This window comes from uncultured Fibrobacter sp., from assembly GCF_947305105.1.
Classification (GTDB): Bacteria; Fibrobacterota; Fibrobacteria; order Fibrobacterales; family Fibrobacteraceae; genus Fibrobacter.
In genome coordinates, this window is sequence record NZ_CAMZCS010000007.1 from 14,186 (window position 1) to 34,408 (window position 20,223).

General features: G+C 54.5%; 17 protein-coding genes and 1 riboswitch. Of the genes, 4 read left to right on the forward strand and 13 right to left on the reverse strand.

Annotated elements, in window-relative coordinates:
- Positions 1-80 precede the first annotated feature (80 nt).
- From Q0Y46_RS05040 to Q0Y46_RS05055, 4 genes are all read right to left on the reverse strand, one after another.
- On the reverse strand, positions 81-1,124 hold the full coding sequence (locus Q0Y46_RS05040) for a M48 family metallopeptidase (protein WP_297945580.1): 1,044 nt from the start codon (positions 1,122-1,124) through the stop codon (positions 81-83).
- Between the two features lie 196 nt (positions 1,125-1,320).
- A complete protein-coding gene (locus tag Q0Y46_RS05045) occupies positions 1,321-1,881 on the reverse strand; it encodes a LemA family protein (RefSeq protein ID WP_297945582.1) in 561 nt (186 codons plus the stop codon).
- Positions 1,882-1,931: 50 nt separating this feature from the next.
- Positions 1,932-2,300 (reverse strand): hypothetical protein, encoded by a 369-nt coding sequence (locus Q0Y46_RS05050; protein WP_297945584.1) that lies wholly within the window; start codon positions 2,298-2,300, stop codon positions 1,932-1,934.
- 246 nt (positions 2,301-2,546) lie between these two features.
- On the reverse strand, positions 2,547-3,539 hold the full coding sequence (locus Q0Y46_RS05055; RefSeq protein ID WP_297945586.1) for a hypothetical protein: 993 nt from the start codon (positions 3,537-3,539) through the stop codon (positions 2,547-2,549).
- 84 nt (positions 3,540-3,623) lie between these two features.
- Here Q0Y46_RS05055 and Q0Y46_RS05060 point away from each other — a divergent pair, with 84 nt between their 5' ends.
- Both Q0Y46_RS05060 and thiC read left to right on the forward strand, forming a co-directional pair.
- Complete coding sequence (locus tag Q0Y46_RS05060; RefSeq protein ID WP_297945588.1) at positions 3,624-4,640, forward strand: hypothetical protein; 1,017 nt, start codon at positions 3,624-3,626, stop codon at positions 4,638-4,640.
- A 44-nt stretch (positions 4,641-4,684) separates the two neighbouring features.
- A riboswitch (TPP riboswitch) is annotated at positions 4,685-4,784 on the forward strand.
- Positions 4,785-4,804: 20 nt separating this feature from the next.
- Complete coding sequence (gene thiC, locus Q0Y46_RS05065; protein WP_297945589.1) at positions 4,805-6,493, forward strand: phosphomethylpyrimidine synthase ThiC; 1,689 nt, start codon at positions 4,805-4,807, stop codon at positions 6,491-6,493.
- A gap of 72 nt (positions 6,494-6,565) precedes the next feature.
- On the opposite strand, the gene Q0Y46_RS05070 is transcribed toward thiC, so the two are convergent.
- Entirely contained in the window at positions 6,566-7,567 is a 1,002-nt protein-coding gene (locus Q0Y46_RS05070) for a hypothetical protein (protein ID WP_295684286.1), read from the reverse strand.
- Between the two features lie 172 nt (positions 7,568-7,739).
- Here Q0Y46_RS05070 and murJ point away from each other — a divergent pair, with 172 nt between their 5' ends.
- Complete coding sequence (murJ, locus tag Q0Y46_RS05075) at positions 7,740-9,332, forward strand: murein biosynthesis integral membrane protein MurJ (protein ID WP_297945592.1); 1,593 nt, start codon at positions 7,740-7,742, stop codon at positions 9,330-9,332.
- A gap of 11 nt (positions 9,333-9,343) precedes the next feature.
- Here murJ and Q0Y46_RS05080 read toward each other — a convergent pair whose 3' ends face one another.
- The 6 genes from Q0Y46_RS05080 to Q0Y46_RS05105 form a co-directional block, all read right to left on the reverse strand.
- Positions 9,344-10,459 (reverse strand): metallophosphoesterase, encoded by a 1,116-nt coding sequence (locus Q0Y46_RS05080; protein WP_297945594.1) that lies wholly within the window; start codon positions 10,457-10,459, stop codon positions 9,344-9,346.
- Between the two features lie 87 nt (positions 10,460-10,546).
- On the reverse strand, positions 10,547-12,004 hold the full coding sequence (locus tag Q0Y46_RS05085) for a glycosyl hydrolase family 5 (RefSeq protein ID WP_297945596.1): 1,458 nt from the start codon (positions 12,002-12,004) through the stop codon (positions 10,547-10,549).
- Positions 12,005-12,013: 9 nt separating this feature from the next.
- On the reverse strand, positions 12,014-13,618 hold the full coding sequence (locus Q0Y46_RS05090) for a glycosyl hydrolase family 5 (RefSeq protein WP_297945598.1): 1,605 nt from the start codon (positions 13,616-13,618) through the stop codon (positions 12,014-12,016).
- Between the two features lie 370 nt (positions 13,619-13,988).
- Positions 13,989-15,014: a phosphoribosylformylglycinamidine cyclo-ligase gene (gene purM / locus Q0Y46_RS05095; RefSeq protein WP_295684301.1), complete on the reverse strand. Its 1,026-nt coding sequence runs from the start codon at positions 15,012-15,014 to the stop codon at positions 13,989-13,991.
- Between the two features lie 15 nt (positions 15,015-15,029).
- Positions 15,030-15,830 carry a cyclic nucleotide-binding domain-containing protein gene (locus Q0Y46_RS05100; protein WP_295684304.1) on the reverse strand — a complete coding sequence of 267 codons (801 nt, stop codon included), beginning with the start codon at positions 15,828-15,830 and terminating at the stop codon, positions 15,030-15,032.
- A 4-nt stretch (positions 15,831-15,834) separates the two neighbouring features.
- Entirely contained in the window at positions 15,835-17,196 is a 1,362-nt protein-coding gene (locus tag Q0Y46_RS05105) for an ABC transporter substrate-binding protein (protein ID WP_297945600.1), read from the reverse strand.
- A gap of 77 nt (positions 17,197-17,273) precedes the next feature.
- Between Q0Y46_RS05105 and Q0Y46_RS05110 the strand changes: the two genes are divergently transcribed.
- Complete coding sequence (locus Q0Y46_RS05110) at positions 17,274-18,197, forward strand: hypothetical protein (protein ID WP_295684309.1); 924 nt, start codon at positions 17,274-17,276, stop codon at positions 18,195-18,197.
- 86 nt (positions 18,198-18,283) lie between these two features.
- Here the strand turns inward: Q0Y46_RS05110 and Q0Y46_RS05115 are convergent, their stop codons facing one another.
- Both Q0Y46_RS05115 and Q0Y46_RS05120 read right to left on the reverse strand, forming a co-directional pair.
- Positions 18,284-18,961, reverse strand: coding sequence for an NYN domain-containing protein (locus Q0Y46_RS05115; protein ID WP_295684312.1), 678 nt, complete (start codon positions 18,959-18,961; stop codon positions 18,284-18,286).
- A gap of 132 nt (positions 18,962-19,093) precedes the next feature.
- A complete protein-coding gene (locus Q0Y46_RS05120; protein ID WP_297945602.1) occupies positions 19,094-20,029 on the reverse strand; it encodes a hypothetical protein in 936 nt (311 codons plus the stop codon).
- Positions 20,030-20,223: the final 194 nt, after the last annotated feature.

Sequence of the window (20,223 nt, forward strand, 5' to 3'; positions counted from 1 at the left end):
ATTGCATGTAGGGTTAATCAGGCTTTCGTTCGCCAAAATTTAAAAAAAAACCAATTTCTTGTTGATTTCGGCAGTAACAGTTAAAACTGCTCCAGCAGTCTGATGCGTTCGGGAGTGTCCGGGTGTGTACAGAACACCAGGTTCACCTTCGCGACAAGGCCCGTAAGCCCGCCATCGTCTTCTTCGTCGGGATGGACTATATAGAGTTGCGCCACGTCTTCGCGCCTTACCTGGCCAAGGCCCGGCGCAGAAGATATCTTCCGCAAGGCAGAGGCAAGTGCCACGGGATTGCCACAGAGTTCCGCCCCACCGGCGTCGGCCACATATTCACGGCGGCGAGAAATGGCAAGCCTCGTGAGCGTGCCAAAGAAGAACGCGACAGATGAACATATGAGCAAAAGCAGCGCGGCAGCGACAACAATCAAGATGCCGCCACCCCCCTTGTTGCGACGACCGCGACCCACAGCCACCACACGCCCTATATTCGCAAGTATCTTCACAGAAATGGTCATGAGCGTCGAGAATATCCCGACAAACACAATGCACACCACCAGCAAGCGCGTATCGCGGTTCTTTATGTGGGTGAGCTCGTGAGCGACTACGGCAGCGAGTTCATCGTCGTCCAGAGCATCGATAATCCCCGTCGTGAGCGTAACCGTATAAGACTTGTCATCGATTCCGCTCGCAAAGGCGTTCATGCCCGGATCGTCGATGATGTTGATTTTGGGCATGTAGATATTGCCCGCTATGCAAAGGTTCTCGACAATATTATAGACACGCAAGTTCTCCTTGCGTTCCAAGGGGCGGGCACCCGTGGCTTTGCGGATAATCGCCGTATTCGCAAAATACGCGATAATAAACCACACGGCAGTCACGCCAAGCGCATAAGGCAGCGCATCCACAAAAAACGCCCAAATCAGCGGCCAATGCAACACATCGGTCGAGAGATTGTCGACACACAGGTGGGAATACGGATTCTCCGAATAACAAAATACACCACAGAGATCAAGCCCCGCAATGACCATCAACACCATCGCAAGTAAAATGACCGGGAACAGGAACAACAAAATGACCGTGTTCCGGTTGTTTCGCCAAATCTGGGTCTGGATACCGACGTATTTCATTACAGGTCGCTCGCGCCGCTCGCTTCGAGGCACGGGCTCGATTGCTTACGCAATCTTCGAGGTATGAGGTAGATAGTGGTTAGTAAACAGTGGTTAGTGGTTAGGAGCAATCTCCGAGCTTGTCCTTTAACTGCTTACTAATCGCCTTAATCCTCACCGCTCGTGCCTCGTGCCCCGAGCCTCGCGCCTCGTAGCTCTAAAACTTCACCTCGGGGGCTTTGTTCAGGGTCTCGCGGCCTTCGCTGGCCTCGTACATGGGAGCGCGGCTGAAATGGAACATCCCGGCGATAATGTTGGAGGGGAACACTTCGCAGGCGTTGTTGAATTCGCGCGTCGCGGAATTGAAGAAGCGGCGGGCAGCGGAAAGCTTGTTCTCAATGTCGGCAAGTTCTGTCTGCAACTGCAAGAAGCCTTGGTTCGCCTTGAGTTCCGGGTAAGCCTCCAGCGAGACCTTGAGCCCGGCAAGCGCACCGGTCAGCGCCTTGTCGGCAGCGACCTTTTCGTCGACCGTTCTTGCCCCCATCGCGGCGGCACGGGCAGCAGTCACCCTTTCAAGAGTTTCCTTTTCGTGGGTCGCGTAACCCTGGACCGTATTCACCAGCTGCGGCACCAGGTCGTAACGCTGTTTGAGCTGCACTTCGATGTTCGAAAACGCGTTCTCGCGGTTGTTGCGGAGCTTCACGAGACCATTGTACATAGAAATGGCCAATACAATCAGAATGACTACAACGACAGCGACAACAATTCCTACTGTCATAAGGACTCCTCTGCTAAAGTTTACTTGACGTACATTATAGAAAATAGAAGTTACAAAACAAAGAACGAGACAGAAATATTAGTCTGCCAAAGCGGCTCGTCCGAATGAATCGTGTAATAGACCATCTCTCCGGCCCGCAACTGAACACGGTTAAGCAGGGTCAGAGTCGCTCCGGCATACTGTGAGAAGATAAAGGGGCCGGCCTCTAACATTGCGTCGTAATCTCCCGGTTCTTCAACATTTCCTAAGTAGACCTCATCCCACACAAACGGCAGATAGAGTCCCGTTGAAAAATTTAGGGACCATTTACTTGTAATAAATATACTCGAATATGTAAACAGGCTAAGGTTTATGTTTTTCTGGTAATGCCCCTCCTCAAAATCGCCTTCCGATTTTCTATCTAACCAGTTATCATCCATGGATACGTAATGACCGGAATAAATGGCTTTTGACCTTAAAAAATGTAGGTCCCCGCACCTAAAAAAGGTTCAGGGAGGTTGGTTTCGAACGAACCCTTTGTCACGTTGGCCAAGCGACCACTGCATCCACACAAAAAAATGGATACAACCAAAAAGAATACAACTCGCCAACCGAGAACTATTTCAATCTTCGGATATTTCACTATACTAATATATAATTAATATAGTGATATACAAATAAATTTCTTATTTCTTCTTTTTCTTGCGGGCGGCCTTGACACTTTGAACGGCAGCCTTCAGGGCCTCCTTCTTGGCCTGTTCCTCTTCGGGCGTGGGCTTGGTGTCTTCGAGCAGGCGGTCGGCCCATTCGTCCCAGAACTTGCAGCGCTCGCCCTCGAGCTTCATCTTGGCGAACTTCACCGGTTCGGTTTCGACAGCGAGGTTCACCATAGATTCCTTGTAAGCCTGCGGAAGGCCTGCCACATGCGACATACGCTGTTTGAGCTCGGCGACGGTCGCATCCAGAATGTCCACCTCGAAACGGCGTTCCACGTAACGGCGGGTAATGAACCCGAGCCCCATGAAGTAGTCGCCCTGGTTGCCTTCGGCCAAGTAGTTCTTGCCGCGCAGTTCCTTGAGCGCGAGCACGGCCTCTTCGTAAGGCGGGAGCCTGGGGGCGGCCCCCTTCTTTGCAAATTTCTTGTGCAAGAACCAGCCGAGGAACACAAGCAATACCACGCCCACGACAATCAGCACGATATAGAACCATTGCGGCAGCCGCGGGTCGTCCATGGGGTCTTCCGCTTCCAAAATGTCCGTCTCTTCGCCGGTAGTACGCGGCGAGACCTTCACGGCCACGGGGTCGGTACGGGTCTTTACGGTATCGGAACCGACAATGGCAGAAACCTCCTGCGGGGCAATCATGAAGTCACCACTCACGAAGGTGTTGAGCGTCGCGAGCCAGACGAACTTTGCCATACCCTTGGGCATGCCATCAGTCAACTTCTCGTTCTTCATCTCCTTGACTTCGAAACTACCCAAGTTGCCGACAAAGCTCGGCAGGTCCACGGTGGCGCTCTCAGGAGCCACCACCTGAATTTCGTAGTTGAACATGTCGCCCACGAACACCTGGGCATTATCGACATTCGCCTTCACGGAAACATCGAAGGCAAAGGCGGAAGTTGCAAAAAAGACTGTTAATGCAGCAATAAAGGCAAGGCGATTCGATACTCGAGACATATAAACCTCAGTACACAAGAATATACAAAAATTGGGATTTGGCGACCAAGCGACACTAGAGTCCTTTACTATATTCGAAAAACTATGGTTTCACGAAGAGTCTGCAGGTCGGCGTTGATATCGGTGCTATTTTGCGCTGCGTTTTCGTTTGCGGACGGTTCCACCGCCAAACAGGATTCTCTTTCCGCCGACAGTTCCACGGTCAGTCCCGACACCGCCTCGCTAAAGATTACAAGCGAGAACGTCTTATCCATCATGTCGATTATATTGCCACACAACTCGCTCCGGAATTCCGAAACGCTCCACAACTGGCCCTTCTTTGCGTTCGACTCTCCTTCGTGGGCGTACAATTTCAATATACGGCGGGATTTCGGTAAACTCCTCGGCCTAAAAGGGAATGCATCGGGCGATGCGAGCTTTGCAGGAATCGGAATCAAGACAGGAATTGCCATGGAACTTATCCACCTGCTTGAACTCGGCGTGGAGGCTAACACAAAAACATCGCTGAACTACGGCAAGACGGCGACATTCATGGGCGTTTATGATCCCGAAAAAAGGAACTACCGGCAGGATGCCATGTTTACGGAATATGGTTACGGGCTGCGCTACCATTCCGCATTGACCTTCCCCCTACTTGCACTGCTGCCCAAATCCGACTGGACAAAAATTATTTTGAAGGGGACCGCCGAACTCACCTATTCGGGCTATACCGGTGCCGAGGATAAAGAAGTGTGGAAAGCCGGAAACGAGAACTGCGTGAACGGTTTCAAATACAGATACGGCGGGACGTTGATTTACATGATGCCCTTCAGGCGCGTGCCCATGGCCATGGTATCGGTCAACGCAAGCGGGTTCAAGCACGAATACGACTTCGACAAAACATACGAAGACTACAATCCGGGATTCGTGACTGTGAGCGTTACGCCCATGGCAACCGTTAAAATAAGCGAAAAGTGGAACGGGATGCTGATGACCGTCATTTCGCGCGACCGCGTGTTCGAAAACCGGCGCTACCCGACTACCGAAGAACTGCTGCAGAAACAAGTCGGGAGCGAATGGGACTTGCGCGTGGTGATGTTCGTTCTCAGCCGCAAATTCTAAATCCCGAGGGATTTCTATATTTTAACCGAACCGATCCGGCAATAGCCGGTGCTTGGGGGTGCTGCTGGCGAGTGCCGCGGCTGAGAAAAGACCCCTTGAACCTGTGCCAGTAATGTGGCCGTAGGAAAAGCGAGGATTTGATGGATTCTCTCCTTAAACCTTTTATGAACTCCCGCAAGGTGTATGTTCCGGGAAAAATGTACCCGGACATCCGCGTGGGAATGCGCGAAATTTTGACTGAAGACCCCGAAACGCCTGTCGTGACGGTGTACGATACAAGTGGCCCTTACAGCGATGTCGATGCCAAGCTCGACGTGACGAAAGGGATTGAACGCTTCCGCGAACCCTGGATTATGGAACGCGGTGACGCCGAACAGCTCGACGACATGACGTCTGCTTATGGCCGCGCACGCCGTGCAAACCACGAACTCGACCACCTGCGCTTTAATGCGGAACACCACCCACTTCGCGCGAAGGCGGGCCACCACCTGACGCAGCTTGACTATGCCCGCAAGGGAATCGTCACCAAGGAAATGGAATACGTAGCAATACGTGAAAACCAGCGGCTCGACGAGTTACAGGCCCAGGGCAAGATCAAGATTGAAGGCTCCCCCATTACGCCGGAATTCGTGCGCGACGAAATCGCCGCGGGCCGTGCGATTCTGCCGGGAAACATCAACCACCCGGAATGCGAACCGATGATTATCGGAAACCGCTTCCTCACGAAAATCAACAGCAACATCGGCAATTCGGCCATTACCTCTTCGATTGAAGAAGAAGTCGAAAAGATGGCTTGGTCCGTGCGCTGGGGTGCCGACACCGTGATGGACCTTTCCACCGGAAAGCATATCCACGAGACGCGTGAATGGATTATCCGCAACAGTCCCGTACCTATAGGAACAGTGCCTATTTACCAGGCGCTCGAGAAGGTGAACGGCAAGGCCGAAGAACTCACGTGGGAACTGTACCGCGACACGCTCATTGAGCAGGCGGAACAGGGCGTGGACTACTTCACGATTCACGCAGGCCTGTTGCTGGAACACATCCCGCTCACTGCCAAGCGTACCACGGGCATCGTAAGCCGCGGCGGTTCCATCCTTGCCCTCTGGCAGATGCGACACCACCAGCAGAACTTCCTGTACACGCACTTCCGCGAAATCTGCGAGATTCTCGCCGCCTACGATGTGGCAGTCTCGCTCGGCGACGGGCTTCGCCCGGGGTCGTTGGCCGACGCCAACGATGCGGCCCAGTTCGGAGAACTGGACACGCTCGGCGAGCTCACGAAGATTGCCTGGGAATACGGCGTGCAGGTGATTATCGAAGGCCCGGGCCACGTGCCCATGCACAAGATTCAGGACAACATGGCGCGCCAGCTCGAAAAATGCCACGGCGCCCCGTTCTACACGCTTGGCCCTCTCACCACCGACATCGCTCCCGGCTACGACCACATTACGTCGGCCATCGGCGCGGCACAAATCGGCTGGTACGGCACGGCCATGCTCTGCTACGTGACACCCAAAGAACACCTGGGGCTCCCCAACCGCGACGACGTGCGCGAAGGCGTGGTCACCTACAAGCTCGCCGCCCACGCGGCCGACCTTGCAAAGGGCCATTTCGCGGCGCAGTTCCGCGACGACGCCCTTTCGCGCGCCCGCTTCGACTTCCGCTGGAACGACCAGTTCGCGCTATCCCTCGACCCCGAAAAGGCCATGGAATTCCACGACAAGACGCTCCCCGGCAGCCAGGCCAAGTCGAGCCATTTCTGCAGCATGTGCGGTCCCAATTTCTGTAGTATGCGTATTTCACGCGCCATCAGGAATTTCATCGCCACTGGCGAGGTGGGTGACGTCTAATTAAGACCATTCAAAAAAATTCGGCAACAGGTACTCACCTGTTGCCGTTTTTAATGTCAATCTACGAAAGTATTAGTAGTTGATGGCTATGTAACCGCTTCCTGCACCGAAGCGGCGATCAAAGCTATCAAAGCCGTCCCAAAGGGCATCCCAGGCAAAGCCGATTTCAAGCTGGACCGCAGAATTGCGGAAGAAGATGATGCCCAGTTCAGCACCACAGGCAAGGCCTATCGCAAATCCTTCGTTGTCGTTGTAGTAATGTTCGTCCGACTGGATGCCGAGACCGACTCCCGCACCGATGAACGGGGTGACAACGCCCGTGCTCGGGAAGAAACGGCCACCCAACAGGAAGGCTTCGTGCCACTGCCATTTGTCGCCGAACGAGATGTTCATATTATTCACGATAGTAATGGCGGCCTGCGGGATAACCTCGAAAATACGCGCATAATGGAAGACAAACGCCTGCTCCCAGGAACGATCGGTATCGCGGACCTTATGGCAGTCTTCACTCACGCAATTATCGTCAACAAAATCATAGTTGTGCCACATGGCCATACCCAAACCGTAGCTCACGTAGTTGCGGGTGGGGCGCTTGCGGGCGAAGTTTTCACTCGGATCTTCACCGGAATCGCGGGAACGTTCGACCGGCACCACATACACCACCTGCGGTTCGCTCATGGAACTCGGCTCAGGAGCATACGCCTGCGAAGAAGCGGATTCATCTTCGACATTGGCGAGTGCCTGCTTTGTCGCATTTTCAATAGCCACATCCAAGTCATCGACAGAAGAAGCCTTTTCCTTGCCCGTACCGACAACTGTACCATTTTTCACCTGCTCGCTGACCACCACAATGGAAGAACCCATCGTCATCAAGGACGTGCGGAGCTGGATTTCGGCACCGGATTCCACAGGGGTGTTACCCGTCTGGCCGACAGCGGCACGAACAATCGATTGTACCATGTCGGGGGCGTCGGGCGCAAAATCCGCACCCGAAGGAGAAAGAACTTGGACATTCGCGGCAAGCGAAAGACTCGCCAAGGAAAAAATAGCGGCAATAAAATTTTTCTTCTTCATGCCATAAAGATATAAAAAAGGGGATAGAGGTTAGGATCTAGGGGCTAGGGGAAATGCCTCTTTTACATATTACTACTTTTTAGAGGCTCGAGGAGGCAGCAACGAGCTGTGAGCGATGAGCAATGTACCCCTAACCACTGTCTACTTCCTACTGTCTACTTCCTACTAACCTATGAACAAAGCCGCCATTATCGTTGCCGTATCCATGCTCCTGAGCCGCGTACTCGGGATTTTCCGCGAAATGTTGCTCGCCCATGCAGCGGGCGTGTCGCTCGAAAAGAACGCTCTCGACCTTGCGTTCATGATTCCCGACATCTTGAACCATGTTGTCAGTACCGGATTCCTCTCGATTATCTTCATCCCGATTTTCACGGGCTACAAGGTGGCTGGCGACGAGAAGGGCGGATGGAAGTTCTTCAGCAACGTACTGAACACCTTCGGCATCGCGCTTTTGATTCTGGTGGTGCCCGCGTTCATCTGGATGAAGGAACTTTTGCAGCTGTTGACGGTTGATGGAGCCACGCCGGAACTTATCGAGCGCGCCGCATATTACGGCCGCATCATCTTGCCCGGCCAGGTATTCATCTTTGTGGGGAGCATCCTTGTGGCCGTGCAGCACACCCGCAAACAGTTCCTGATTCCCTCGCTCACTGGCCTTATCTACAACGTGGCAATTGTCGGCGGTGGCGCGGCCGGGCTCGCGCTCGGTAAGTACACCGGCACGGACTTCGGCCTCGAAGGCTTCGCCTGGGGCGTGCCGGTGGGCGCCTTCATCGGGTTCTTCGCCCTCCAGATTTTCGGCGCCCGGCGTGGCGGCGTGCACTACGAATTCATTGTCCAGCCCAAGCATCCCGATATCGCGCGCTACTTCAAGATGATGCTCCCGATGTCGTTGGGTGTGGGTTCCATGTTCGGGCTGGAATTCATCATCCGTAGTTTTGGCGCGAACTTCGGCACTGGCGGTATTTCGAGCCTCAACTACGCCTACCGCGTGATGTACACGCTTGTCGCAGTCTTCGGGTTCTCAGTCAGCGTCACGAGCTACCCCGATATGGCCCGCCTTGTCAAAGAAGGCGACTTCCCGCAGCTCAACCGCAAAATCTGGAAGAGCCTCTCGCGCATGTTCTGCATCTTGATTCCGGCTGTCGTCGCCGTATGGGCGCTCAGTTTCCCTGCCGTGCGCATCCTCTTTGAACGCGGTGCCTTCCAGCGCGAAACCACCGAAGCCATTTCCGAAATCCTCCGCTGGTACTTGCCTGTAAGCCTCGGGCTCTGCCTGCAAGCCGTACTCGTGCGCAGTTTCTACGCTTGCGAGCGCATGTGGGTGCCCACGCTCCTCAACACCGGCATTTTCGCCGCGACCATCCCCGCATACATTTTGCTCGGCGCTCCCGAAGTGGGGCTCGGTATCAAGAGCGTACCCATTATCGGTGCAACAGGCGCCATCCTCCAAGTGCTCTCGATGATATTCATGTGGGCAAGGAAGAACGGCACCGATGGCATGAAGGAAGCTCTCCTGAACATGTTCCGCGCACTTGTCGCCTTCGGCATCATGATTGCAGCCGCCATCGGGCTCGACCATGTATCGGGAGAATTCGTGCGCAATACAAGCCTTGTCGTTCTCATCATCTACGCCTGTGCCGCGGGCATTGCGCTGTTCACGCTCACGCTGATTATCCAGCGTTATTTAGGCAGCAAGGACGCAAAAGATATATTGAACGAACTGCTCGGAAAAGTGCTGCGCAAACTGCACCTCGCAAAATAAGCACTAAAGCACTACTTCACTATAAAATGCACGACCCACATGTCGGCATCTGTGCCGACGCGTACGGGTGGGCCCCAGCAATCGACACCGGCGCTCACGAGCCAGGGCACTCCGTCGAGTACACCTTCTCCGTAAACAAGGCGCCACATAAGATGGATAACGAAGTTCCCTGGGAAGAACTGGCCGTTATGCGTATGGCCAGAGAATGCAAAGTCGGGCAAGCGCCCCGAATAACCGTCCTCGATTCCCTTGGGCTGATGGTCGAGCAGAATCCACGGGCGGCTAGAATCTGTAGGCGAAAGTTCTGCAAGCGGGCGGCGTTCCATGTCGCGGCGGCGGGCCACCTGGAAGTCGGTGCGGCCGGTAAAACATACGGGGCCGATACATTCCGTCGCGTCATCAAGGAAAACGAATCCGACCTTGCGCATCCAGGCGCCAGGATCCGAACCGGGGTGTTCCTGCATTCCTTCGTGGTTCCCGTTTATGGCAACGGCGGCCACCTTCGCCCCCGCCGTGAGCTTCTTGAATAAGCTGTCGTAACCCCACTCGTCGAGCGTTCCTGTAGGCACGTCGGCCAGGTCGCCGCCAAACAGCAAATAATCGGGCTTTATGGAATCCACGTCGGCAATCATGCGTTCGAGTTTCGCGCGGTCGAATAACGGGTCCACATGGACATCGCTGAAGAACACCGCCGTAAAATTCGCGGGAGCAGCCGAATCCCCGGCGACCGTCGCGGGCAACTCCACCGTTGTCTCGTGCAACACGTAACGTGCATTATGCGGCACACCGTACGCAATCAACGAGAGCGTCACCGCGACCGTCGCCGCGAGCAGCACACGACTTGCCACCAACACCGTATTTGCGCGCATCGGGCGACGGATGACGCTCCGCCGGACTAGGCGGAAAATACCCCAAGGAATATAGAACAGGAGCGCTTGGCACAGCCACACCGAAAAGAACGAAACTACGATGCTCCCCGCCAGCGTCCCGCGAAGCGACATCCCCGCAAAAATCGCGACAAGCACACCAAGCGCCACAAGCTTGCCCTTGCGTCCAGGCGCAACGGCACTCACATTGATATAAATCAGGACAAGGCCCGACAACAACAGAAAAAGGAAAATCGGCATAACCGAAATTTAGAACAATTGTCAACACGCCATAAACAACAACCCCCGCTTACGCGGAGGTTGAAACTCGCTAACGGCTTTTCGAGGTTAGTTCTCGCAACCGGCACTCGGATTCGTCCAGCCGTTTTCCGGGGGAGCCTCGCCCGCCTTCCAGCAATGGAGCGTATCGAGCACGTCGCCTTCCTTGAATGTGGACCAGTCCGTCACCTTCTTGTAGTTGTTTTCCAGAGTAGTGTTGAATCGGGTCATGTAATGGTCAATCAAGTACTGCGGGCATTCCACTTCCTCGATGTAGTAGGTCGGATTGTCCGCAGCCATGTACCAGTCGGCAAACCAGTGGCAACCGCGCAAAAGATTCGGGAGGCCACCGTCAGCGAAAGCCGCGTCGCACATGTCCTTCACGCACGTCTGGTAACATTCCAAGGAGCCCTCGGTGCCGCAGTTCGTGTTTTTCTGGCATTCCGTAAGGAACCCGCCAAAGCCCGCGCCCCAGTTAAAGCCGGCACCCTTGTTCACCTGGGTAGAGAGAGCGTCAAAGGCGCCCACGCCACCGCCCGGGACCATCAAGTCAAACTGGCCCGCAGGCAACTTGGCGTCACCACCCGCCACATCGTTACCGATATTGGAGGCCATCACCACCAGGTGTTTTCCCTTGAGCGCCTTATGGGTCGCCTTGGGCGGGTTATTCTCGAACTCATCCTTAAAGTGACCGTCGTACTGCAAGTGATAGCACTTGCCGCACTTGCTATCGGCAGTTCCCGCAACGTATGCATAAGAAAGGGTGTCGTTCACGGCAATAGGCGCCATGTCGGTGCAGGTGAACACGCCCTTTTCCTTTTCGTCGCCGCAAGCGCTTCTGGTCCCGTTGTAACCGAACCAGGACTTCGTCACATCCCCCAGGGTAAAGGTGGGGACTTCAACATCGTGAATGTTGCAGTTACGCGCAGTGGCAAAGTCGGCAAGGTACGCCTCGTTGGAAGACGTGTCCGCACGGGTTATATCGTTAGCGCTTTCCCTAAGCCAGGAGCAGTGCGGCTTGCAGGCGTCCCAGTAGCGGGTATTCCAGCCGCGTTTTGCCGTAGCGCTGATGTCCTTGGTGTATTCGGCCGGAGGCGGGCCATAAGATTCAAGAGTCGGGAATCCGCTCGCGTCGAGTTCCGGTTCCGTATTCACGGAACTGCTGGAGCTTCCAGGAACCACATTGGTACTGGAACCCGGAACGACAGAGCCGCTGGAGCCAAGAGCTGCGCTGCTGGATGTCGGGTTGTTCGGATTTTGATTGATGCCACCGGCACTAGAGGCCGGATTATCCGGATTCTGGTTGTTGCTGCCAAAGCTAGAACTCGAATTGTTCGGGTTATTCAGATTGCCCGCATCGCTGGAGCCAATCATTCCGGACGAAGAATTCGGGTTATCAATGACGCCTGCACCCGGGTCATTGCCCATCGGATCAGTGGCTTTGTTCGAAGTTGCATCGTCGCCGCAAGCGCAAATCATGGCGACCGCACCGGCCGCAACTATCGACTTGAACAATTTACGTTTCATAAAACCTCGTTACGGAGCGCAGCCAGCACCCTTGCCGTTGGGGTCTTTCGGATTTTCGCCGTCCTTCCAGCAATAGACCGTATCGAGCACGTCGCCCTTCTTGTAATCAGACCAGTCGTCATGCCAACGCCAACGGTTTTCCAAAGTCGTATTGAAGGTCGTCAAGTAGTGGTCGACCAAGTACTGCGGGCATTCCACCTCTTCCCAGTTGTATGTCGGGTTGTCGGCGGTCATGTACCACTCGGCATACCAGCGGCAGCCGCGCAACAGGTTCGGCCAGTCCTTGAACACTTCGTCGCACTTCTTGAGCACACATTCCTGGTAGGCTTCCACAGTATTGTCCCAACCGAGGCTCTGCTGGCATTCGGTCATGAATCCGCCACCGTTTGCACCGAGACCACTTGCGGGCACGCCAATCTGCGTAGAGAGCGCGTTGAATGCGCCCACACCACCGCCCGGCACGAGCATGTCGTACTGGCCCGCTTCCACATCGTAACCGATGTTGGAGGCCATCACGACCATGTGCTTGCCCTTGAGCGCCAAATGCGTTTCCTTCACGTCGTTCGCATGGTTGCCACCATTGAACTGCAAGTGGAAGCACTTGCCGCAACCACCGCCAAACTGCGCACCCGGAGCAGCGACATAACCATAAGAAAGATTATCTGTCACCTGAATCGGAGCCATGTCGGTACAAGTGTAAGTGCCACCAGCGTTATTGTTAACACAAGCACTATTCGTGCCCTCGTACCCCATCCAGTATTCCTGAACAGAATGGCCAAGCGTAAATGCAGGAACTTCCACATCGTGAATATTGCAGTTACGGGCGACCGTCCCACCCGCCTCGTACGCGGCCTCGCTCGTAGTATCGACGCTGCTGAGCCAAGAACAGTGCGGCTTGCAAGCATCCCAATAGCGGCTGCTCCATCCAGTCTTTCCGTTGCTCAAAATGTCCTTTGTATAAGCCTCGGGAGGCGGGCCATAAGATTCAAGAGTCGGGAACCCGTTCGCATCACGGGGAACATCGCTAGAGGAGGATTCCGCAGGAATGCCGCTCGAACTCGAAGCAGTCGGATTCGAAGGGCCCTGCGGATTGCCCGAAGAGCTGGAATTTGTAGGATTGCCGCTAGAATTGGCCGGATTGTTGCTGGAACTAGATGCACCGACAACGCCCGAACTTCCATTCACGGGATTGGAACCGGAAGTCGGCTGCGAAGTATTGGCCGGATCAGCAGAAGAGGAGCTTTCCACGACCAGTTCACCCGAAAGCGGGTCGTACACGGCATTCGCCTCACAAACCGGGAGCAAGGTCGTCTGCACGCCAGTTTCGTAAACGGAGCCATCACCCAACGTGATTGTACCGTCGACTTCAGTATATATGCCGAAATTTTGTCCGTCCGCAGTCCTGACAATATTGTCCGTACTGCCGATGAAAAGCTTCACCTCATCCTTGATGAACACACGGGACGAGACAGGAATCACGGCACCTTGGCAAATAAAATCGCTCGTGTTGCCCTGCTGACCACCGTTCGGCGAAGATTCGGATTCATCGGTACATGCCGAGACCAGCGCTAACGTGGCCACGGCAGCCGTCATCCTGAAACAAAACATCCTCATAAAAACTCCTAAAATCCGTCCAATTCAGCTTATTCTATCTTTTGTAAAATAAACTAAATATCCCATATAAGACACAGAAAGCTCCATTTTGTGTTCACAAACTGTTCCAATGTCGCTTTCGTGTGACTTAAATCGCAAAATAACAAAATATTTTTTCGCTCTTTTGTTACGAAAAACTTACGTAATAGTCATATCAGGAGTGACGCCCGTCACATTCAAAACTTGGCCAGGCGCAGTTCGGCGAACCGCCCTACGCGGTCCACGCTCTGCAAGAAAAACCCGCTCTGAAAAAAAAGAAGGCGGACCCTTCGGCCCGCCAAACTTCTCCCTAGATCCTAGTCTCTAGATCCTAGTCTCTAGATCCTAATCTCTAGTCCCTAAACTTCACCTGCTTGGAACCAGCGACGACTTCGCCGACCTGCACCCACTTTTCGCCCTTGGCTTCGAGGTGAGCGACCACTTCGGCCTTGTCGGCCGGGTCGATGAAGACGAGCATGCCCATGCCCATGTTGAAGGTGTTGTACATCTCGTCCTTCTCCACGGAGCCGGCCTGCTGGATGAGCTTGAAGATCATCGGCGGGTCCCACGTGGTGCGGTCGATAATCACGTCAACGTTGTCCGGAAGGATACGCGGGATGTTGCCCTGGTAGCCCGAACCCGTGATGTGGGCAAGGCCCTGGATAATCTTCTTGTTGCAGAGATCGATGAGGCTCGGATAGTAGCTACGGTGCGGCATCGCGAGCGCTTCGCCAATCGTCTTGTCCATGCCGTCCACCAGCGTGTCCACCTTGTAACCGGCCACGTCGAACAGCACCTTGCGGGCAAGCGAGTAACCGTTTGTATGGAGACCTGTAGAAGGCAGACCGAGGATGATGGTACCCGGCTTGATCGACTTCCCGTCAATGATGTTTTCGCGTTCCACGACACCGACGATAGTGCCGGAAATGTCGTAGTCACCCGGACCGTAGAAGCCCGGCATTTCGGCCGTTTCGCCACCGATCAGGACAAGGTCGTTTTCGCGGCAGGCCTTGGCCATACCGGCAACAAGTTTGTCCATAACACCCGGTTCCAGGCGGCCCGTGGCCACGTAGTCGAGGAAGAACAGCGGGCGAGCACCCTGCACGAGGATGTCGTCGCAGCAGTGGTTCACGATATCCTGGCCCGGCAGTTCGTGCGTGCCCATCTCGATATCGACTTTGAGCTTCGTGCCCACGCCGTCGACAGAGCTGACCAGCACCGGGTCCTTCATGCCCAGGTGGTTCAGCGTGAAGAGGCCGCCGAAGTTGCCGACGTCACCGAGGACGCCTTGGTTGAATGTAGTACGTACGGATTTCTTGACACCGACCATCGCCTCGTCGGCCCTGGCCAGAGAAACTCCTGCGTCTGCGTAGTTCATCTTTTTTCCTTTGCCCTAGTATTGGGCACCTTGTTTTTCATCAATATTTCTCAATGCATCCAGAATGAGGCTCGTCGTATCGGACATCTGGTTGATGTTTACCGTCGTCGGCATCAGGTGCGTATCTAATTTGAAATAGGTCTCGTCGCCCCACGACAAAAGCTTCTCAAGGGCATCCGGCCCTGTCTGCTTGCCGCACTTGGCACAGCAGATGCGCCCGTCCCGGAATGCGATAAATCCGCTCTCGCCGTTGCACTCGAACATCACGGTGCCGGTCACGCGGCTCTTCTCGAGCGTCTGCGCGAAGTCGATAAACGGCAGCACCTTCGCAGAAGCAAGCAGCGACAGGCGTTCGAACTCATCAAAAGCGAGGTTCTTCGCACGGAGGCGGTCCGCGACCACCTTGTACAAGTAGACCATGATGTTCGGGTTCTTGTCGAGGAACTTCACGAACTCTTCGCGGGATACATGGAGCACAGTGCAACCGTCTTCGGCCGCTATCACCGTATTGCTCGTGGGCTCGTTGCAAATAATGGACATTTCACCAAAGCAGGCGCCTGTCTCGATGTAGGCAATCACGCTGTAGTGGCCGTCCGGCAAAATCTGCCCACACACCTGAGCACGACCGCTCTGCAACACGCAGAACGATTCGCCAACGGAATTCCCGTTGATAATCACCTCTCCGGCATCATACTCGCGAATTTGCGCATTCAAGAGCAAATAGTCTGCACACTCGCGGGGAACCTGCTGTAAAAAGGGGAGGCCCTGTTCATAAGTTGCGGCTATCCAATCGCCAATACCTGTATGTGGTTTCATATACTCAAAATTTAAAAATATTCCTGTACCATCCGTAGGGGGGATTGCCCAAATCCGCCGTTTTCGACGACACGGAATCGGGATACATGTTCCCAATCACATTCGCAAGCAACTCGACCGGATGCGCCACGGCACTTTCGTAAAAGTCGTTGCCGCCGCCGGGGCCCTTGATGCCGTCGTTCTGGTAAACGCGACCGTCGCGGAACGCCCTGATATTCTTTACCCGCGGCTCGGCGGCGAGGATTTCGTCGGGGCTCGAGAATGCTCCGGGATTGATCCAGATGTCGGCGCTGTCCGCTATGGCAAAGACTTCCTCGAGCGAAAGCCTCATCTCGCGGGTCGTATCGGATTCCCACAGGTAGCAGCCGCCCGCATCCCGTATCAGCTGCGCCGTGTAGCTATGCCCGCCCGGGGCGTACCATACGCCGCCATAGGACATGCCTACAAGTACGCGGGGACATTTTGAGCCATGAGCGGTGAGGTCGCTCCCTGCGGTCGCTTTGAGGTTTGAGGTAGATGATTCAAGACTGGAATCAGTAACCTGATGGTTCACAACAGATAAGTGATAGTCTTTATTATTTTGTTCAAAAATTGTATCGGGATTGACAGTGCATGCCAAGTCTGCCGAATGCCCACAGAACAATGCCCCGAACAACTTAATCCATTCAAATTTTGCAAGGGGGCTGTCCTCCTGCCATTCCGAGGTGAGCATCATGGGGATGCCCAGCGCCTGCAAGCGCTCGTAGTCGTCGTAACCGCCGCCCGTAGCAAACGTCATCACGAGCTCGGGCTTCTGGTCCAGCACCTTCTCGAGTACAAGTTCGTGCCCGTTGCCGACAGTCGCCACCTCGCCCGCAGCCGTCTTTGCATACAAAGCGCTGTCCACGATATATTTCCCGTCGCCGACTCCCACGATCCGCCCGGCCACGCCGAGACGCAGCATATAACCTATCTGCGCCGACGAGAGGATTACCGCACGGCGGAGCGGCACGTGCAACACCGCGGCACCCTTCCATGCTGCGCCACGGCTCACCTGCCCAAGATCGAGCCCTTGCCGGGCCAAGGCCGAATCGTCCACCAGCGCGAAGCTCTGTACCAGGGTGTCCCGCCCAATAACAGAACGGATTTCGGCTATTCCCTGGCCGCACGACCTGCCCATCCGGAGCATCGCGCTATACTGCATCTCGTCAAAAACGACCTGATTAGCGCATTCGGGCACAGTTCCACCCGCCGTTTTTCCGCGAGAATCGCCACCGTCGCCACAGGCGCACAATGCGGCAATAATGGAACAGAAGAGGGCTCCACGGCCCAACCGCACCCCTAGGACCGAGCTATTAGACCTTCGTAAATGGTTGATTTTTAACATCTTATGAAAAAATTCCCTGCACAAGTCGCAAACATAATGTATTTTATATTGCGAAATCCTTTTTTGGAGTTCTTTTTATGAAGACAAAAATAACCTCTTTTATCACATTTGCCGTCGCGAGCTTGCTGGCCTTTTCGGCAAGCGCCTTCGCCGAAGCCGAGGCCGGCTTCTACGAAAGTGACCATGTACGCGGGTTCATCTCCATAGGTGCAGACTACCGCGGCATGCGTTCCGAATTCCGTGACTACGTAAACAATACCGCATTCCGCAACGGCGTCCACATGGAAGAGGGCTACGTCCCTGCCGACGACTCCACCTCAGCCACCAAGCTCGACACGCTGGCATTCTTGGGGACCTTCAAGTATTCCAAGTTCAACGACTACTATCTGGGATTGCATGTGAACTTCGGTGCCCAGTACAAGCAGTTCCTCACCTGGTTCGACGTCAACTTCATGCCGCCCCAGGTTTCCGAGCGCCCGTCCAAGACATATTCCGCAACGGCCGGCGTCGAAGGGGAAGACGGAAGTATTGTCGAAGTCCGCTCCAAGAAATACCCTCTGTACGACATCAAATGGTATTCCTACGGTGTTGACTGGATGTTCGGCTGGAAGCTCTTCGGTGAAAATACGATTATCAACTTGATTCCGGCCGTGGGTTTCGGTCTAAACCTCATCAACTTCCACTTCGCCTCGAACTTCGACCTCGTGTACATGGAAAACCCGAACAAGTGGGACACCATGAGAGACCGTTACTACAGCACGCTTGCCACCACGTTCAACTCCGAAATGGAACTCAGGATTGAATTCAGCCGCTTCGCCATCGGTGGTTATGGCGGATACCGCTTTATCCGTTATAACGAACTCAAGGTCGAATCGCGCACGATGAACAACACCGTCCCCTACCAGAACACCGACGCCAATGGCGACACCTGGTTCGCAGGCTTGCGCATCACCTGGCTGTTCCTCAGCGACTGGCAAAAGAAGCAGCGCGACAGGCTATAATACGGCCATTTTGCACAAATTTCCGGAAGGTTCCACGGGAACCTTCTTTTTTATCCTCAAAAATCGGCAAGTTATAGACAACTTCGTTACGAAACATCCCACATGGTTACTTTATCCGCAACTTTCCCGCGGAGGTAGCTCTTGACAAGGTACCTTTCTTTCTGGAATATGCCGAACCGGAGAGGGTCGCGTTCCGTCATCTCGTCAACAATTTCTTCCATCGGCACGTAATACGACGCCCTGTCCTTGAGAGTCGAGTCCGTTTTCCAGGTAACTATCGAATTGTTCTTCACATAAGAGAAGTTCCAACCGAGCAGGAGCACAGGAACCTTGAACGGAGCCACGCGCTGCGGCAACGTGGAATACTGCCCCTGCGTAGTGAGCAGGACTATCGCATCGACCTTGTGGTAGCTCGCAAACACGACCGCGTCGTCCATCAGCGACATGTTCGGGTTGAACTGGCTTTCAAGATAGTTCTCGCTGTAGTGGATCTCCATCCCGGCTTCTGCAATCTGTTGCTCGAACCGCAATATCCCGGGCGTATGCCAGCCCCGAGTTTTCGGGTCTTTGTAAGGGTGGTAATAATGCGCCTCCATCGACACGCTCCCCCGAGCACGGAACACTTGGGCCGCCTCGGCCCTGACCCAGCTCTTCAATCCCTTGAAATCAATCCGCGACCTGTAGGGATGGTGGTATCGGTAATATTCGTTGACCCTCTTGAGTGTAAACCCGTCTATAAAGAATCCAATGCGATATTCTTCCATTGAATGTTGCCGCTCCTTTTGTAGCATCCAGAGTATGACAACTTTATAGACGAAATTGCGGCGATTTTTGTCCACCCCAACGCGAAAAAAATCGTAAAATCGAAGAAACAATCCACCAAGCAGGGGATTGGATTAGTAAAGGTTACGATTCTTGAGATCGTCCACCAGCGAACCCGGCATCCATTCCTTCTGGGATTCGTAGGCAGGGTCCTTCAACTTGGCACGCCATTCGGCCGCATGGGCCTTGTCGCCTGCGTCGTGGTAAATGCGGATAAGGTTCAGCACCGAGCACCAGTAGCGGATAGACTTGCCCGTGCGCTTCAGGTAGTCGGCAGCGCTCGCCTCGTAAAGCTGGGCAGCCTCGCCGTAGCGTTTAAGGCTATAGAGCATGTCGGCCTTGATCTGCAACATCACCGGGTGTGCAGGCGCCTTCGCCAGGCCACGTTCGGCAAGCTTGAGGCCCGTCGCGAAGTCCCCCTTGTCGTAATGCATCCAAATGAGCGGAGTGAGGAACAAGGGCCAGAACCGTGCCGAATTTTTTGAAGTGCTGTCGAGCACGGCAAGGTATTCCTTGCGGTGGTCCGACTTGAAGGGCACCCAGCTGAAACTCTTGTCGACATAGTAAGCGTATATGGCGTAGAAGGCGCGAGCTTCCTGGTCTTCGGAATTTTCGAAGATCTTCGCGGCGGAGCGCGTCTGCATGGCACCCTTGATAGAATGCCCGGATTCGCTCTGCACGTAACCCAGCTCGAACTTGCGGAGAGCGTCCCACATGCCGACGCTCCGGCAACTCTCGAGTTCCCGGCCGGCGCGCTGCAGCGCCGCCGTGTCGCCGCAGTCGTCGTACATGCTGATACGCACAACGTTTTCGAGCACGCAGCCCACACCCTCGTCGGCCCCGCGGACACGCTTGGCCGCGGCGAGAGCGTCGTCATAGCGCAACGCCATCGTCTGGCGCGTCACGTCCTCTGAAAGTGCCATGAGGGAATCCGGAAGTGCAAGGGAAACAGGCCCGGCAAATGCCGAAAGCGAAAACAAAATTACAATGAGCAGGGCCCTAAAAAACATATTGCGCAAATATAGCATTTGCACCAATCCACAATGTATGCGCAACCCTTATTCACAATCCTTCCACGGCATGGTTGCCCCTGTGAAAAATTACAAAAAACTTGCAAATCAGCGCAAAAAGGGCAATTGTGTAGTCCAACATGGAATAAAAAATGCGTGACAGGCGTACACCCGCAAAACAGGCACCTTGGCAC

Coding starts and splice junctions, on each gene's coding strand:
- Q0Y46_RS05050 (WP_297945584.1), bottom strand. CDS start 2,300: ATGGATGATAACTGGTTAGATAGAAAATCGGAAGGCGATTTTGAGGAG.
- murJ (WP_297945592.1), top strand. CDS start 7,740: ATGAACAAAGCCGCCATTATCGTTGCCGTATCCATGCTCCTGAGCCGC.
- Q0Y46_RS05045 (WP_297945582.1), bottom strand. CDS start 1,881: ATGACAGTAGGAATTGTTGTCGCTGTCGTTGTAGTCATTCTGATTGTA.
- Q0Y46_RS05115 (WP_295684312.1), bottom strand. CDS start 18,961: ATGGAAGAATATCGCATTGGATTCTTTATAGACGGGTTTACACTCAAG.
- Q0Y46_RS05100 (WP_295684304.1), bottom strand. CDS start 15,830: ATGAAACCACATACAGGTATTGGCGATTGGATAGCCGCAACTTATGAA.
- Q0Y46_RS05120 (WP_297945602.1), bottom strand. CDS start 20,029: ATGTTTTTTAGGGCCCTGCTCATTGTAATTTTGTTTTCGCTTTCGGCA.
- Q0Y46_RS05105 (WP_297945600.1), bottom strand. CDS start 17,196: ATGTTAAAAATCAACCATTTACGAAGGTCTAATAGCTCGGTCCTAGGG.
- thiC (WP_297945589.1), top strand. CDS start 4,805: ATGAACTCCCGCAAGGTGTATGTTCCGGGAAAAATGTACCCGGACATC.
- Q0Y46_RS05080 (WP_297945594.1), bottom strand. CDS start 10,459: ATGCCGATTTTCCTTTTTCTGTTGTTGTCGGGCCTTGTCCTGATTTAT.
- Q0Y46_RS05055 (WP_297945586.1), bottom strand. CDS start 3,539: ATGTCTCGAGTATCGAATCGCCTTGCCTTTATTGCTGCATTAACAGTC.
- purM (WP_295684301.1), bottom strand. CDS start 15,014: ATGAACTACGCAGACGCAGGAGTTTCTCTGGCCAGGGCCGACGAGGCG.
- Q0Y46_RS05060 (WP_297945588.1), top strand. CDS start 3,624: ATGGTTTCACGAAGAGTCTGCAGGTCGGCGTTGATATCGGTGCTATTT.
- Q0Y46_RS05090 (WP_297945598.1), bottom strand. CDS start 13,618: ATGAGGATGTTTTGTTTCAGGATGACGGCTGCCGTGGCCACGTTAGCG.
- Q0Y46_RS05085 (WP_297945596.1), bottom strand. CDS start 12,004: ATGAAACGTAAATTGTTCAAGTCGATAGTTGCGGCCGGTGCGGTCGCC.
- Q0Y46_RS05070 (WP_295684286.1), bottom strand. CDS start 7,567: ATGAAGAAGAAAAATTTTATTGCCGCTATTTTTTCCTTGGCGAGTCTT.
- Q0Y46_RS05040 (WP_297945580.1), bottom strand. CDS start 1,124: ATGAAATACGTCGGTATCCAGACCCAGATTTGGCGAAACAACCGGAAC.
- Q0Y46_RS05110 (WP_295684309.1), top strand. CDS start 17,274: ATGAAGACAAAAATAACCTCTTTTATCACATTTGCCGTCGCGAGCTTG.